The organism is Azospirillum formosense, from assembly GCF_040500525.1.
In the GTDB taxonomy this organism is placed as follows: domain Bacteria; phylum Pseudomonadota; class Alphaproteobacteria; order Azospirillales; family Azospirillaceae; genus Azospirillum; species Azospirillum formosense_A.
This window is the reverse complement of record NZ_CP159403.1, coordinates 1,550,747-1,564,451: the sequence shown is the minus strand read 5'-3', so window position 1 is coordinate 1,564,451 and position 13,705 is coordinate 1,550,747. Positions and strand designations below refer to the sequence as shown.

Annotated in this window: 14 protein-coding genes and 1 riboswitch; of the genes, 7 read left to right on the top strand and 7 right to left on the bottom strand. The window is 71.6% G+C overall.

The genetic code is table 11. The features are described 5' to 3' along the window. Positions 1-2: 2 nt before the first annotated feature. Positions 3-314 (bottom strand): hypothetical protein, encoded by a 312-nt coding sequence (locus ABVN73_RS20270; RefSeq protein ID WP_353860026.1) that lies wholly within the window; start codon positions 312-314, stop codon positions 3-5. Between the two features lie 132 nt (positions 315-446). Between ABVN73_RS20270 and ABVN73_RS20265 the strand changes: the two genes are divergently transcribed. From ABVN73_RS20265 to ABVN73_RS20255, 3 genes are read left to right on the top strand one after another with little or no spacing between them, the layout of a single operon-like run. After that, positions 447-1,484, top strand: coding sequence for an ABC transporter substrate-binding protein (locus ABVN73_RS20265; protein WP_353860025.1), 1,038 nt, complete (start codon positions 447-449; stop codon positions 1,482-1,484). A 1-nt stretch (position 1,485) separates the two neighbouring features. Further along, positions 1,486-2,490, top strand: coding sequence for an ABC transporter permease subunit (locus ABVN73_RS20260; RefSeq protein ID WP_353860024.1), 1,005 nt, complete (start codon positions 1,486-1,488; stop codon positions 2,488-2,490). Continuing rightward, positions 2,484-3,266: an ABC transporter ATP-binding protein gene (locus ABVN73_RS20255; RefSeq protein ID WP_353860023.1), complete on the top strand. Its 783-nt coding sequence runs from the start codon at positions 2,484-2,486 to the stop codon at positions 3,264-3,266. Before ABVN73_RS20260 ends, ABVN73_RS20255 begins: the two co-directional genes overlap by 7 nt. Before the next feature lie 124 nt (positions 3,267-3,390). On the opposite strand, the gene ABVN73_RS20250 is transcribed toward ABVN73_RS20255, so the two are convergent. After that, entirely contained in the window at positions 3,391-3,738 is a 348-nt protein-coding gene (locus ABVN73_RS20250; RefSeq protein WP_353860022.1) for a hypothetical protein, read from the bottom strand. A gap of 282 nt (positions 3,739-4,020) precedes the next feature. Here ABVN73_RS20250 and ABVN73_RS20245 point away from each other — a divergent pair, with 282 nt between their 5' ends. Genes ABVN73_RS20245 through ABVN73_RS20235 form a run of 3 tightly spaced genes read left to right on the top strand, consistent with a single transcriptional unit; the run spans position 4,021 to position 6,283 of the window. Next, on the top strand, positions 4,021-4,344 hold the full coding sequence (locus ABVN73_RS20245) for a DUF3649 domain-containing protein (protein ID WP_353860021.1): 324 nt from the start codon (positions 4,021-4,023) through the stop codon (positions 4,342-4,344). Then, the gene (locus tag ABVN73_RS20240) at positions 4,341-5,960 is read left to right on the top strand and encodes a PepSY-associated TM helix domain-containing protein (RefSeq protein WP_353860020.1); all 1,620 of its coding nucleotides are present in this window, start codon (positions 4,341-4,343) and stop codon (positions 5,958-5,960) included. The genes ABVN73_RS20245 and ABVN73_RS20240 overlap by 4 nt, the downstream gene beginning before the upstream one ends. Beyond that, complete coding sequence (locus ABVN73_RS20235; RefSeq protein WP_353860019.1) at positions 5,957-6,283, top strand: DUF3325 domain-containing protein; 327 nt, start codon at positions 5,957-5,959, stop codon at positions 6,281-6,283. The genes ABVN73_RS20240 and ABVN73_RS20235 overlap by 4 nt, the downstream gene beginning before the upstream one ends. A gap of 11 nt (positions 6,284-6,294) precedes the next feature. On the opposite strand, the gene ABVN73_RS20230 is transcribed toward ABVN73_RS20235, so the two are convergent. Genes ABVN73_RS20230 through ABVN73_RS20210 form a run of 5 tightly spaced genes read right to left on the bottom strand, consistent with a single transcriptional unit; the run spans position 6,295 to position 11,597 of the window. After that, a complete protein-coding gene (locus ABVN73_RS20230) occupies positions 6,295-7,008 on the bottom strand; it encodes a hypothetical protein (protein ID WP_353860018.1) in 714 nt (237 codons plus the stop codon). After that, positions 7,008-7,808, bottom strand: a complete 801-nt coding sequence (locus ABVN73_RS20225) for an ABC transporter ATP-binding protein (RefSeq protein WP_353860017.1) — start codon at positions 7,806-7,808, stop codon at positions 7,008-7,010. The genes ABVN73_RS20230 and ABVN73_RS20225 overlap by 1 nt, the downstream gene beginning before the upstream one ends. Further along, entirely contained in the window at positions 7,808-8,815 is a 1,008-nt protein-coding gene (locus tag ABVN73_RS20220; protein WP_353860016.1) for an iron ABC transporter permease, read from the bottom strand. Before ABVN73_RS20220 ends, ABVN73_RS20225 begins: the two co-directional genes overlap by 1 nt. Continuing rightward, positions 8,812-9,672: an ABC transporter substrate-binding protein gene (locus tag ABVN73_RS20215; RefSeq protein ID WP_353860015.1), complete on the bottom strand. Its 861-nt coding sequence runs from the start codon at positions 9,670-9,672 to the stop codon at positions 8,812-8,814. The genes ABVN73_RS20220 and ABVN73_RS20215 overlap by 4 nt, the downstream gene beginning before the upstream one ends. Further along, a complete protein-coding gene (locus ABVN73_RS20210; RefSeq protein WP_353860014.1) occupies positions 9,669-11,597 on the bottom strand; it encodes a TonB-dependent receptor in 1,929 nt (642 codons plus the stop codon). Before ABVN73_RS20210 ends, ABVN73_RS20215 begins: the two co-directional genes overlap by 4 nt. A gap of 115 nt (positions 11,598-11,712) precedes the next feature. Beyond that, a riboswitch (cobalamin riboswitch) is annotated at positions 11,713-11,932 on the bottom strand. A 537-nt stretch (positions 11,933-12,469) separates the two neighbouring features. Between ABVN73_RS20210 and ABVN73_RS20205 the strand changes: the two genes are divergently transcribed. Further along, entirely contained in the window at positions 12,470-13,516 is a 1,047-nt protein-coding gene (locus tag ABVN73_RS20205) for a TerC family protein (protein ID WP_353860013.1), read from the top strand. The last annotated feature ends 189 nt before the right edge of the window (positions 13,517-13,705 follow it).

Here is a 13,705-nt window from a genome sequence, read left to right as displayed (position 1 = left end):
CCTCACTCCGGCACCAGCACCACCCCGCCCGGATTGTCGGTCACCGCGACGGTCTCGAAATACTCGATCTCCGGATCGGTGCCGTAGCGCCGCCGAATGCCGTCCAGCCATGGCCCCTGGTAGAAGCGCTGGGCGTCCTCCCGCCTTTCCCATTGGTAGACGCCCCCGGCGGTGCCGGTCCCGCTCCAGATGAACTGCTTGCGGATCAGGCCGGGCACGTCGCCGAAGCCCGGCGCGATCGACAGGAAATGCGCCCGGCATTCCTCCCGTCCGATCGCGGCGGGCAGGCGGTAGCGGACGATGGCGGTGATCATGGGAACCCTCCGTGCGTTAATTCTCTACTTCATGGATTGACATTATGGAACTTGGCTGGTGAATATAGTCCATGAAAAACATGTATTCACATATACAGTAAGTGAATACGCACCGATCGAAGGACGACGACCATGAGCACGCATCGGAACGGTTCGGGGATTTCGACTCTGGCGCCCTCGCGGCGCCGGCTGCTGAAGGCGGCGGCGGCGGGCGCGGTGGCGCTGCCCTTCGCGGGCGTGGCGTCCCGGCTGGTCGCCGCCCCGACGCCCGCCGCGCTGAAGCCGCTGAAGCTCGCCTGGAACACCGGCGCGGTGTGCGGCGCCCCGGTGGCGGTGGCCAAGCACAACGGCTTCTTCGAGAAGCACGGGCTGGACGTGGAGTTCGTCAACTTCGCCGGCACGACGGAGCAGCTCCTGGAGGCGCTGGCCACCGGCAAGGCGGACATCGGCCACGGCATGGCGCTGCGCTGGCTGAAGCCGCTGGAGCAGGGCTTCGACGTGCGCATCATCGCCGGCGTGCATGGCGGCTGCATGCGCCTGCTGGCCGCCAAGAACGGCGGGATCACTAGCCTTGCCGGGCTGAAGGGCAAGACGGTGGCGATCAGCGACCTGTCCAGCCCGGCCAAGCATTTGTTCTCCATCCAGCTCGCCAAGCAGGGCATCGACCCGAACCGGGACGTGGAATGGCGCGTCTTCCCCGGCGACCTGCTGGCCATCGCGGTCGACAAGGGCGAGGCACAGGCCGTCGCCCACTGGGACCCGGTGACCTACAATTTCCTGAAGTCCGGCACTCTGGTGGAGATCTCGACCAACCTGTCGGGCGAGTTCGCCAACCGCGTCTGCTGCGTTCTCGGCGCGCGCGGCAGCCTGCTGCGCGAGGACAAGGCCGCCGCCGCCGCGGTGACCCGCGCCGTGTTCGAGGCGCAGCACTACGCCGCCGCCAACCCGGTGGAGGCCGCCAAGGTCTACCAGCAATATTCGCCGAAGAGCAGCATCGAGGACCTCGCCGCCCAGCTGTCCAGCCAGACGCACGACCACAACCCGGTGGGCGCCGACATCAAGCGCGAGATCGCGCTCTACGCGGAGGAGCTGAAGGGGGTGCAGGTCTTCAAGCCGGGCACCGACGCGGCGAAGTTCGCCGACCGCGTCTACGCCGACGTGCTGGGCTGAGATGAGCAGCCTCGATGACGCCGGGGCGCTGGTGGCGGGCCGCAACCGTTCCCCTGCCGCCCCGCGCCTGTGGCTGGGCGGGCTGGCGGCCAGCGCCGCCTGGCTGGCCGCCGCCGCCCTGACCGCCCTGTGGCCGGAAGGCGAGGAATGGGTGCGCACCGGCGAGTTCGCCAGCCTGCTCGCGGTGGTCGGCGGCGCGCTGGCTTTCGCCGTCCCGCTGCTGCGCCTGTTCGGCGCGGCGGGGGAGCGGCTGCGCGCCGCCGCCCCCTGGCTGGTCGTGCTGGCGCTCGGCGTGATCGGCTGGGAGCTGGTCACCGCCAAGCTCGACCTGCTGCCGCGTCCCTTCTTCGCGCCGCCGCAGGCGCTGCTGGAGGTCTATCTGGACGAGTGGCCCCGCCTGCTGGAATGCACCGTGGCGTCGCTGCAATTGCTGCTGCTCGGCTACGGGATCGGCGCCTTCGTCGGCTTCGTCACGGGGGTGTCCATCGGCTGGTCGCGGGCGGTGGGCTACTGGGTGCATCCGGTGCTGCGGCTGATCGGGCCGCTGCCGGCCACGGCGTGGCTGCCCATCGCCTTCTTCGCCTTCCCGTCGAGCTGGAGCGCCAGCGTCTTCCTGATCGCGCTGGCGACCGGCGTGCCGGTGACCATCCTGACCTGGTCGGGGGTGTCCGGCGTCAACCCGGCTTATTACGACATCGCCCGCACGCTGGGCGCGTCCCCGCGCTTCCTGGTTCTGAAGGTGGCGGTGCCGGCGGCGATGCCGCACGTCTTCGTCGGCCTGTTCATGGGGCTCGGCGCCTCCTTCGCGGTGCTGGTGGTGGCGGAGATGATGGGGGTCAAGGCCGGGCTCGGCTGGTACCTGCAATGGGCGCAGGGCTGGGCGGCCTACGCCAACATGTACGCGGCGCTGCTGGTGATGGCGCTGGTGTGCTCCAGCCTCGTCACGCTGCTGTTCAAGGCGCGCGACCGGCTGCTCGCCTGGCAGAAGGGATTGCTGAAATGGTAGCGCTGGAACAGGAGTTGCCGGCCGGTCTGGAGCTTGAGGTCCAGGGCGTCAGCCACGCCTTCGACCTGCACGGCGCGCCGCTGCCCGTGCTGGATACGGTCGGCCTGCACGCCAGGCCGGGCGAGTTCGTGGCGCTGCTCGGCCCGTCGGGCTGCGGCAAGTCCACGCTGCTGCGTCTGGTCGCCGGGCTTGAGCCGCCCCGCGCGGGGCGGATCCTGGCCGACGGGCTGCCGATCACCGGGCCGCACCCGTCGCGGGTGGTGGTCTTCCAGGACCCGACCCTCTACCCCTGGCGCACCGTCTGGGACAATGTGGCGCTGGGGCTGGAGGCGCAGGGCGTGCTGCGCCAGCGGCGCAACCGCGTGGACGAGGCGTTGCGGCTGGTCGGGCTGGACGGCTTCGCCAAGGCCTATCCGCACCAGCTCTCCGGCGGCATGGCGCAGCGCGCGGCGCTGGCCCGCGCGCTGGTCAACGACCCGCGCCTGCTGGTGCTGGACGAGCCGCTGGGCAAGCTCGACAGCCTGACCCGCATCCAGATGCAGGGCGAGATCGTCGCGCTGTGGCGGCGCGCTGGCTTCACCGCCCTGCTGGTGACCCACGATGTGGAGGAGGCTCTGCTGATGGCCACCCGCGTCATCGTGTTCAGCGAGCGCCCGGCCCGCATCAAGGCGGAGATCGCCGTCGACCGCCCCTATCCCCGCCACCGCGACGACCCGGTGCTGGTGGAGCTGCGCCACAAGGCGCTGGAATTGCTGGGCCTTGCCGGGAGCTGGTAGGTGTGGGGGGCGTGTTGCCCCCTCCCTAACCCTCCCCCGCTGGCGCAGGGGAGGGGACCAATCTCCCTCTCCCGCGTCAGCGGGGGAGGGCCGGGGTGGGGGCCGCGTCGAATCGACCTCACACTTAGGAGCGGCGGAGGAGCGTGCGCTCGACGGCGTTCGCCCCCCGGACCGACAGCGGGATCAGCACCGCCGCCGCCACCAGCAGGCCAATGGTCAGGTTGCCGCCGAGAACCCAGCTGGCGGCGCGGTGGAACGTCTGCCAGGACGGGTCGGCGCGGCAGGCCTCCACCCAGGCCAGATCGAGGCCCAGCCGCTCCAGCCCATAGCCGATGTTGAACCAGGCCAGCGGCTCGCCATGGCGGGTCCAATGCGGCCACTGCGCCGTGACGCTCCACAGCAGCAGCGTGGACAGCGTGCCGATGGACAGGGCGGTCAGGCCGAAGCTCACGGCTGAGGCGATGCGGAACATCGGGACGCTCACCATAAATCTATAAAACAAGTATAGTTTAAATCGCGATAGCGCTGTCTGGAACTGTTTTTTTGGTCCATCGCGCCCAGGCCGGGCCTGCCTGCCGGGGACTTGACGTGTTAGAGAATGCGAGTCATTCTCATTTCTATGGACGCCTTGCCCCGTTTCCACGATGATGACCGGCGTGCGTGACGCGGGGGCCGGATCGGACGCCCTGCTCGCCGCCGGAGCAACCCCGGGGCCACGCGGCGGACCGTCCTGAACGCTTGGGTGACCCTTCTCATGACGACTCTTTCTTCCCGGCTGAGGTTCGGGCCGGACGGGCAGCGGCGCCTGGACGTGGCGTCCCGCGGCCTGGCCGGCATCGGCGGCGGCTACGCGCTGGCGGCGGCGGCGGCGATGTTCCTGGCCCTCGCCCTGCCGATGCCGCGGGCGGAGGCGGTCCACACCGCCACCATGCTGTCCTTCGCCATCCACGCCGGGGCCATCGTCTGGGCCTTCTCCGTCCGGTCGCGGCGGGTGTGGCCCGGCCTGCTGGCGCCGACGCTGCTTCTGGGCGGCGGAACCTGGCTGCTGCACGGCCTGCAAGCGGGGGCGCCGTCATGAAGGACGGGTTCCGCCAGTCCATGGCGTGGCTGCACACCTGGTCGGGGCTTCTGCTCGGCTGGCTGCTGTTCGCCGTCTTCCTGACCGGCACCATCGCCTATTTCCGGCAGGAGGTGACGGTCTGGATGCAGCCGGAGCTTCACGGCTCCGTCCCCGACGCCGGGACCGCCGTGCGGGCGGTGGAGCGCATGGGCCAGATCGCCCCCGACGCGGCGCAGTGGACCATCTCGCTGCCCGGCGAGCGGTCGCCCGCCGTGTCGGTGTCCTGGCGCCCGGCGGACGCCAAGCCGAACGACCGCGCCGCGCTGAAGCGCGCCACGCTCGACGCCGGGACCGGCGCGGTGCTGGAGCCGCGCGAGACGGCGGGCGGCAACTTCCTCTACCGCTTCCATTTCGAGCTGTACGGGATGCCGCGCGAGACCGCCCGCTGGATCGTCGGCATCGCCACCATGGCGATGCTGGTCGCCATCGTCAGCGGCATCATCACCCACCGCCGCATCTTCAAAGATTTCTTCACGTTCCGGCCGGAGAAGTCGGCGCTGCGCTCCTGGATGGACGGGCATGTCGCGGCGGCGGTGCTGGCGCTGCCCTTCCACCTGATGATCACCTATTCGGGCCTGCTGCTGTTCATGACGATGCTGATGCCCTGGGCGGTCGACCTCGCCTATGACGGCAACCGGCAGGCCTATTTCGCCGAAAGCGGCTTCCGCCGCGCGCCGCCTCCGCCGCGTCCGGCGCCGCAGGCCGCCCCGCTGACGTCGGTGGCGCCGCTGCTCGCCGAGGCCGACCGGCGCTGGGCCGACCGTGGCGGGGTGGGGAGCCTGACCGTCACCAACCCCGGCCGGGCCAACGCCACCATCGAGTTGCGGCCCGCGGAGTCCGACTCCATCGGGCGCGGCGCCGCGACGGAGCGCCTGCTGTTCGACGGGGTGACCGGGCGGGCGCTGGAGCTTCCCCCGGCGGACCCGCAGCCGGCGGCCATGGCGACCGGCAACTACCTGATGGGGCTGCATCTGGCGCGCTTCGCCGGGCCGGGCATGCGCTGGCTGTTCTTCGTCTCCGGCGTCGCCGGGACGGTGATGGTGGGCAGCGGGCTGATCCTCTGGGTGGTCAAGCGGCGGTCGCAGCGCGGCCGTGCGGACACCTGGGCGGACGGTCCCGAGCCCTTCGGTCACCGGCTGGCCGACCGGCTCAACATCGGCGTCGTGGCGGGCCTGCCGCTGGCCGTCGCCGCCTATTTCTGGGCCAACCGCCTGCTGCCGGCGGGGCTGGAGGAGCGCGCGGGCTGGGAGATCGGGGTGTTCTTCCTGGCCTGGGCCGCCGCCTTGCTGCACGCCCCCCTGCGCCCGTCGCGGCGTGGCTGGGCGGAGCAGTTGTGGGCCGGGGCGGCGCTGTTCGTCCTGCTGCCGCTGCTGAACCTCGCCACCGCCGCCGGGCATCTCGGCAACAGCCTGCCGGCGGGGAACTGGCTGCTGGCCGGCTTCGACCTGACGGCGCTGGCGTTCGGGCTGCTGCTGGGCTTCGCCGCGCGCAAGGTCGGGCGGGGGGCCTTCGCCCGCAAGGCGGCGCCGGCTCCCGTCCTGCCCGCCGGGGCGGTCGTGGAGGAGTCGGCATGATCCTGTCGTCGCTGTGCGTCGCCTACGCGGGCCTGCTCGCCCTGGCGCTCGCCATGGACCGCCATCACGAGCAGGTCTTCGCCCGCCGCCCCTCCGCCAGAGCCAGCCGGCTGCTGGGAGGGGCGGGATGGCTGGGGCTCGCGCTGTCGCTGCCGCCCGCGGTGACGGCATGGGGGTGGGCGATCGGGATTCCGGCCTGGCTGGGGCTGCTGACGGTGGCCGCGGCGGCGCTGCTCCTGCTGCTGTCCCACGCGCCGCGGGCGGCGTTGAGGCTCGGCCCCGCGGCGCTGTTCTGCGCTCCGTTCCCTGCGCTCCTTGGGTGAGGGGCAGGACCTCAGCGCCCCAGCCCCTCCCACGCGGCGAAGGACTCCGCGGGCGGGGACAGGTACAGGCTGGGCACCCAGCCGTCCGGGATCGGGACGGTCGCCGCGTGGGTCCGGTTGTGGGCCAGCAGCCTGGGCAGGACGTGGGTGTGCGGACCCTCCGGGCTGCGGCCGTCGGGCGGCGGGATCGGCTGGCTGACCTCGATCCGGCCGAAGGGACCGATGAACACGCGCTCGGGGCTGAGCGCCGGCAGGTCGGGCGGCAGGGGGTTGCCCGGCGCCAGCAGCTCCGTCCCGACCACCGCGCGCAGGCGGGCGATGGTGGCGGGATCGGCGCTGCGCACGCAGACGTCGGTCTGGAAGACGCCCAGCCCGAGGTCGAACAGCAGGGCGCCGCGGTCCGCCTCGGCGATGGCCTCGCAGTCGGGGCCCAGCTCGGTCATCACGCCGCGCCGGTTCATCGCGCCGACGTGGCGGGGCAGGCAGAGGGCCACGGCGAGGCTGCCGTTGCGCGTCCGGTAGGGCACCGGGCGGATGGCCGGCGTGGGGCGCAGGCGCAGCCCGCCGCGGGCGGTCCGCGCCTCCAGCTCCGGGCCGTCGTCGCGCAGGACGACGGGTTCGTCCGGGTCGCGGATGAACTCCGCGATGGCGCCGAAGGCGCCGAGGCTCCAGCCGGTGGCGGGGTCGTTCAGCGCGTCGCGCAGCAGGGACGTCAGGTCGCTCATCAAGGGGTCTCCGTTTGGCAAGTCGGGGATGGCAGGGCGTGCCAGGGAAGCAGGAAGGGTTCGCCGCCGGCCGCGCCCCGGTGGACGGCGATGCCGTAGGCGGCGCGCAGGTGGGCGTCGGTCAGCACCCGTTCGGGCGGCCCGTCGGCCAGCACGCCGCCGCCCGACAGCAGGACCAGCCGGTCACAGAAGCGGGCGGCCAGCGTCAGGTCGTGAAGCACCGCCACCACGCCGCTCCCCCGGCGGGCGGTGTCGCGCAGCAGCGCCATGCAGGCGAGCTGGTGGCCGGGGTCGAGGGCGGCGACCGGCTCGTCGGCCAGCAGGACGGGCGCCTCGGTCGCCAGGGCGCGGGCGAGCAGGACGCGCATCCGCTCGCCCCCCGACAGGGTGCCGACGATCCGGTCGCGCAGGTGGGCGGCGTCGGCGATGGCGAGCGCCCGCTCCACCGCCGCGCGGTCCGCCGCGGTGATCCCGCCCAGCGCGCCGCGGTGGGGCAGGCGGCCCAGCAGGACCAGCGCCTCGGCCCGCAGCGGCCAATGCACCGGACCGCTCTGCGGCAGATAGGCGATGCCGCGGGCGAGCGCCCGCCGTCCGGTCTGCGCGGCGGACTTCCCATCGAAGGTGACGCGGCCCGCCGCCGGTTCGGCGAGGCCGGCGAGGAGGCGCAGCAGGGTGGTCTTGCCGGCGCCGTTCGGGCCGATCAGCCCGGTGAAGGCGCCGGGCTCGATGGCGAGGTTGACGTCCGTCAGGATGGTGCGCCCGCCGGCTTTGGCGGACAGGGCGTGGGTTTCGATGCGCATCACGCCTCCTCCCGCCGCAGCCGGGCGATCAGGACGATCAGGAAGGGCGCCCCGATCAGGGCGGTGACCACGCCCAGCTTCAGTTCCGGCCGCGTCGGCAGCAGCCGGACCGCGATGTCGGCGGCGAGCGTCAGGCACGCCCCGGCCAGCCCCGCCAGAAGCAGCAGCCGTCCGGGCCGCGCCCCGGCCAGCGGGCGCATCAGATGCGGCGCCACCAGACCGACGAAGCCCACGGCGCCGGTGACCGACACCGCGCTGCCCACCGCCAGCGCCGCCCCGGCGATCAGCCGGACGCGCAGCCCGGTGAGGTCGAAGCCCAGGCTGCGCGCCGCGTCCTCCCCGAGCGTCAGCGCGTCGAGCGCGCGGGCGCCGGACAGGCAGAGCGCCCAGCCCGCCAGCATCGGCGGCAGGACGAGCCAGAGCTGGTCGGTTCCGCGGTCGGCCAGCGAGCCCATCAGCCAGAACACGATCTCCAGCGCCGCGTAGGGGTTGGGGGCGAGGTTGAGGGCCAGCGCGGTCAGCGCCCCGGCGAGGCTGTTGATGGCGATGCCGCCGATGACCAGCATGGTCGTTCCGGCCCCCCGCGCCGCCATCAGGTTCAGCAGCACCGCGGCGGCGGCCGCTCCGGCCATGCCGCCGAGCGGCAGGGCCAGGGACAGCGCGGCGGACAGGCCGCTGTAGAAGACGATGACCGCGCCCAGAGCCGCGGCGCTCGACACGCCGACCAGCCCCGGCTCGGCCAGCGGGTTGCGCAGCCAGCCCTGCATCGCGGCACCGGTCAGCCCCAGGCTGAAGCCGACCAGCAGCCCCAGCAGGGCGCGCGGCAGGCGCAGCTCGGCCAGCACCAGAGCGGCGAGGGTGGGGCGCCCGGCGAGCCAGTCGGACAAGGCGGCGCCGAGGTCGAACGGCACATGGCCGACCGCCGCCGACACCGCGCAGAGTGCCAGCGCCAGAAGGGTCAGCCCGGCGACCAGCGCGGGGTAGGGGATGCGGGGCTCCCGGCTCATGGAGCGGTCTCCCGCGCGGTGGCCAGCCGCTCCGCGGCCTCGGCGATCTGCGGGCCGGGGCAGGTCCACAGGCGGGTTGGCAGCGACAGCGTGCGGACCTGAGGCTTCCAGGCCTTCAGGGCGGGATGGTGCAGCAGGGCGCCGGCCAGCGACGGCGGCGCGTCGGGTGCGGCGTCGACGATCAGCACGTCCGCGCCGCCCAGGATGATCGCTTCCAGCGGCAGGGCGCCCTGGCTGCCCAGCGGCAGGCGGTCGGCCAGATTGTCCAACCCGGCGCGGGTCAGGAGTTCGTCCACCAGCGACCCGGACCCGGCGACGAAGCCGTTCGGCCGCAGCACCACCGCGGTCGGGCGCGGTCCCGGCGCCGCCGGGGGCAGGGCGTCGAGACGGGAGCGCATTTCGGCGACCAGCGCCTCCCCCTTTTCCGGCTCGCCGACGGCGCGGGCGAGGCCGCGGATCTGCTCCGCCACCCCCGCCACGCTCTGCGGGACGTCCAGCTCCAGCAGCGGCGCATCCAGCCGCGTCAGCAGCCCGACCGCGACCCGCGTGGTGTGGCGCCCGGCGACGATCAGGTCGGGGTTGAGCGGCAGGATCTCCTCCGCCGTCCCGTGGTTGACCGGCACCCGCGACGCCAGCGCCGCGACGGTGGAGGCGCGGGGATCGCGCGCCAGCCACGTCACCGCGGCGAGGCGCTCCGGCCCGACGAGCCGCAACAGCAGCTCGTCGGCGCAGAGATTCAGGGAGACGATGCGCTGCGGCTTGGCGGGCGGCTTGGCGGGCGGCGCCTCCCACGCCGCCGCCGGCCCTCCCGCGAGCAGCAGGAGGGCGGCGGTCAGCCCGAGAAGGGTGGGCCTCACAGCGACAGCCGAAGCCCGAGATAGCCGGCCCGTCCCGGCGCGCCGTAGGTCCAGACCTCCTGGTACCGGCGGTCGAACAGGTTCTCCACCCGTCCGAAGACCTCGACCCCCTCGGACAGCGCGTAGGAGCCGGCCATGTTGACCAGGGTGTAGGGCGCGAGGCTCACGACCTGCCGGTTGTAGAAGGGATCATAGGCCCAGTCGCTGGACCGCCCGTTGTAGACGACGCCGAGGTTGGCGTTCGCCCGGTCCTCCAGGAAGCGGTGGTTGACGGTCAGGCTGGCGAGCTGCTTGGGCCGGCGCACCAGTTCCGCGCCCGTGGAGTCCGCGCCGTCCGTCCAGGTGTAGGAGCCGCGGACGGTCAGCCGGTCGATCGGCTTGACCGACAGGCCGACCTCGAATCCGCGGATGTGGGACTCGCCCGGCATGTTGACGGAGGTCCGCCCGGTGCCGGTGATGAGGTCGCGGATGCGCTGGTCGAACCATGTGCCGTCCACCGAGGCCCGCGTCCCCCACAGCGCCTGATCGAAGCCGGCGTCCCAGCCGCGCGCCCGTTCCGGCTTCAGGGTCGGGTTGCCGGCGTAGGTGGCGGTGTAGCCGTACAGCTCGAACAGGGTGGGATTCTTGACGCCGGTGCCGTAGGAGGCGCGGAGCGTCGTCCCGCTCTCCTCGACCCGGTAAGCCGCCGTGGTGCGCCATGTGGTGGCGTCGCGGAACAGGTCATTCCCGTCGTGGCGGACGCTGCCGGTCAGGGTCAGCCGGTCGAACAGGCCCAGCTTGTACTGGCCCACCAGGCCGGTGGAGCCGATGGAGCGGTCGAAGCTGGAAAAGCTGCTGCGGCTGATCGCCCTGTCCTCCTCACGCTCCATGGCCGCGGTCAGCACATGCTCGGCGGGGCCACTGCTCAGCGTCAGGTTGGTCTGGTAGTCGGCCTTGGTCTTGCGCCCGTCGTAGCGGCTGGTCACCGTCTTGGCGTCGTCGCGGTAGTCGCGCTGCTGGCGGCCATGGGTCAGGCCGACGATGTGCTCCCACTGTCCGTCGAGAAGGGCGATCTTGCCCTGAAGCCGTCCGAAATATTGCTCCCCGGCGGTGCTGGTTCCGTCGTCGACGGCGCCGCGCCCGCCGATGAAGCCATCGGTGTCGGTGCGGAAGCGGGTGTAGCGGCCGGTCACGGCGATCTCGCTGCGCTCGGTCGGGCGGACGGCGGCGTTTCCGGTCAGCGTGCCGTTGCGGTAGCCGTCCTTCTCCGGGTTGCCGAGCCGCTTGTCGGCGACCGACACGCCGTCGCTGGTGACGCCCTGGCCGGTGAGAAACAGGTCGTAGCGGTCGGTCCCGGTGCCGAAGGAGGCGCGCCCGGCGGCGGTGCCGAAGGACCCGCCCTCGACGGCGGCGCGGAACCGGGGGGCGCCGGCGCCGCGGCGGGTCACGATGTTGACGACGCCGCCGACCGCGTCGGAGCCGTAGAGCGCGCTCTGCGGGCCGCGCAGCACCTCGACGCGTTCCACGTCGCCGGCCAGCAGGTTGGCGAAGTCGTATTCGGAGCCGGCGGCGGGATCGTTCACCTCGATCCCGTCGATCAGGACGAGCGTCTGGTTGCCCTCCGCCCCACGGATGCGGAGCTGGGTCAAGGTGCCCATCGGGCCGGTGCGGTTGACCGCGACGCCGGGCACGGCGCGCAGCGCGTCGGACAGCAGCTGGGTCTGGCGCTGCTCCAACTCCTCGCGGGTGATGACGGTCAGGGCGCTGCCGGTTTCCTCGGCGGCGGTGGGGACGCGGTTGGCGGTCACCGAGACCGGCGGAAGGGTCGTGATGGCGGTGGTGTCGGCGAAGGCCGGCGTGGGGAAGGTCGACAGGGGAAGCGCAAGACTTCCCAGAAGGGCGGCGAAGGACGCCGTCCGCTGAAGGCGGGGAACGCGGACACTCATTGAGACCTCGGACGGGACGCCGGTGGCACGTCACCGCGAACGAAGCCCCACCGGAAGCTCCGCGAACGGACTCCCGGTTCGACGACCTTCGGTGCACCCCGCCCGAACGTGTTCGCGTGTGACCACGACTGACGGCAGGTCTCCTGGCTCGCGGGTTATCGTCGGCCCATCGCCTTCCCAGGATCGCGATCCCAGTGGCATTCCGATGGACGACTCGCCGCTTACAGTTGCGGGGGCAGCCCCGGCGTAAGACCCTCGCACGGCAAATCGCCGCGGGGTCCGCACCGTGTTCCCATTTTCAGCCCTTTCGGGCAACCGTCGGGTGCGAAGCTACGCGGGCCGGACGGCTCCGGTCAAGCCGCAATCCGCCACTGCATCGACCGCGGTTTTAATGGCCGCTCCCCCTCTTGTCGCCGGGAGAGGGTCTGACTACATGACGGTCGAGGTCCGGGCCCCTCTGGCAGCGTCGCCCGGCGCTGTGATGTCGGACTTCCCATAGAGCCGTCGCCTTGGCGCGGCCTTGCGGAAGCTGGCCCTGTCCTTCCCCCTGGGTCCCGCTCCCCCACAAGGTCCACCGCCGACGACGGCACCCGACGGGCCTTTGGGAGACATCGACATGGACCGCACCGAACCAACATCCTGACCGACCGCCACGTCTCCACGGCAAACGATGGAGGCGGGTGTCCTGGCGCGCCGCGGCAAAGCCGTCGCGCGCGCTTTTCCGTTGGCCGCAGACCTTGCGGCCGCGATTCCAGTCCGGGCCCCTCTGGCCGATCCGCCCCGCCGTGGCGCATCGGTGATGTCGGACTGCTCATGTGACGATCGAAGTCTCCGCTTGCGGGAGCGGAGGGCATGAAGCAAGGGACAGTTCCATGGATCAGATCGTTTTAATGTGGGCCGGCTTCGCCGTCTTCGTTGGCGTGCTTTTGGCCTTTGATCTTGGCGTATTTTCCAAGAAATCCCATGTGATCTCCGGCCGCGAGGCGCTGATGCGCTGCGCGGCCTATTCCACGCTGGCGATGATCTTCGCCGCCGGCGTCTTTCATTTCCAGGGCTCGCAGAAGGGGCTGGAGTTCCTGACCGGCTACCTGATCGAATACAGCCTGAGCGTCGACAACATCTTCGTCATCGCGCTGATCTTCACGCATTTCGCGGTGCCGCCGCAGTACCAGCACCGGGTGCTGTTCTGGGGCATCCTGGGCGCGCTGGTGATGCGCGGCGTGCTGATCGTGGCGGGCACGGCGCTGATCCAGGAATTCCACTGGATCATCTACATCTTCGGCGCCTTCCTGATCTTCAGCGGCATCAAGATGCTGATGTCGGTGGACGACGAGCCGGACATGGAGAACAACCGGATCGTCAAGTTCGTCCGTTCCCGCTTCCGCATGACCGAAGGCTACGAGGGGCAGAAGTTCTTCGTGATGCGCGACGGCGTGCGGATGATGACGCCGCTGTTCCTCGTGCTGATCCTGATCGAGTTCACCGATCTGGTCTTCGCCGTGGACTCCATCCCGGCGGTCTTCTCGGTGACCACCGACCCGTTCATCGTCTGGACCTCCAACGTCTTCGCCATCCTCGGCCTGCGCGCCCTCTATTTCGCGCTGGCCTCGATCATCCACCGCTTCCATTACCTGAAATACGGCCTGTCGCTGGTTCTGGTGGTGGTCGGCGCCAAGATGATGATGGTCGACATCTACAAGATGCCGACGGCGCTGGCCCTGGGCATCACGGCCTTCCTGGTCGGCGGCTCCATCGTCTTCTCGATGCTGAAGACCCGCGGCGAGGCGGCTCCGGAGGCCGCGGACGGCGAGGCCGCCCGCTGGTGGGTGCCCGGCAGCCCGGCAAAGGGTGCCGGCGGGACCACCCCGGCCTCCTCCGGCGAGGCGGCCGCGGTGTCCTCGGACGGCAAGGGCCAGTAAGCCGTCCGATCCGAAGAGCGGCAGGCGCATGGCGGGGCGTCCGGTCCGGTGGACCGGGCGCCCCGTGCGTTTCCGGGCCATGACATTCGTAAAAGTAGTAATGCCGGTTTCGAGGAAACGATGATGTGGATGTGCGGGGCGGATGGCGCCCCGCTTGGCGGCTTTCGCCAACCCTTTCCAACCCAAGGA

What these genes read in the sequence shown, in the direction of transcription:
- ABVN73_RS20270 (WP_353860026.1), bottom strand. Translation starts at nt 314, where the DNA reads ATGATCACCGCCATCGTCCGCTACCGCCTGCCCGCCGCGATCGGACGG.
- ABVN73_RS20265 (WP_353860025.1), top strand. Translation starts at nt 447, where the DNA reads ATGAGCACGCATCGGAACGGTTCGGGGATTTCGACTCTGGCGCCCTCG.
- ABVN73_RS20260 (WP_353860024.1), top strand. Translation starts at nt 1,486, where the DNA reads ATGAGCAGCCTCGATGACGCCGGGGCGCTGGTGGCGGGCCGCAACCGT.
- ABVN73_RS20255 (WP_353860023.1), top strand. Translation starts at nt 2,484, where the DNA reads ATGGTAGCGCTGGAACAGGAGTTGCCGGCCGGTCTGGAGCTTGAGGTC.
- ABVN73_RS20250 (WP_353860022.1), bottom strand. Translation starts at nt 3,738, where the DNA reads ATGTTCCGCATCGCCTCAGCCGTGAGCTTCGGCCTGACCGCCCTGTCC.
- ABVN73_RS20245 (WP_353860021.1), top strand. Translation starts at nt 4,021, where the DNA reads ATGACGACTCTTTCTTCCCGGCTGAGGTTCGGGCCGGACGGGCAGCGG.
- ABVN73_RS20240 (WP_353860020.1), top strand. Translation starts at nt 4,341, where the DNA reads ATGAAGGACGGGTTCCGCCAGTCCATGGCGTGGCTGCACACCTGGTCG.
- ABVN73_RS20235 (WP_353860019.1), top strand. Translation starts at nt 5,957, where the DNA reads ATGATCCTGTCGTCGCTGTGCGTCGCCTACGCGGGCCTGCTCGCCCTG.
- ABVN73_RS20230 (WP_353860018.1), bottom strand. Translation starts at nt 7,008, where the DNA reads ATGAGCGACCTGACGTCCCTGCTGCGCGACGCGCTGAACGACCCCGCC.
- ABVN73_RS20225 (WP_353860017.1), bottom strand. Translation starts at nt 7,808, where the DNA reads ATGCGCATCGAAACCCACGCCCTGTCCGCCAAAGCCGGCGGGCGCACC.
- ABVN73_RS20220 (WP_353860016.1), bottom strand. Translation starts at nt 8,815, where the DNA reads ATGAGCCGGGAGCCCCGCATCCCCTACCCCGCGCTGGTCGCCGGGCTG.
- ABVN73_RS20210 (WP_353860014.1), bottom strand. Translation starts at nt 11,597, where the DNA reads ATGAGTGTCCGCGTTCCCCGCCTTCAGCGGACGGCGTCCTTCGCCGCC.
- ABVN73_RS20205 (WP_353860013.1), top strand. Translation starts at nt 12,470, where the DNA reads ATGGATCAGATCGTTTTAATGTGGGCCGGCTTCGCCGTCTTCGTTGGC.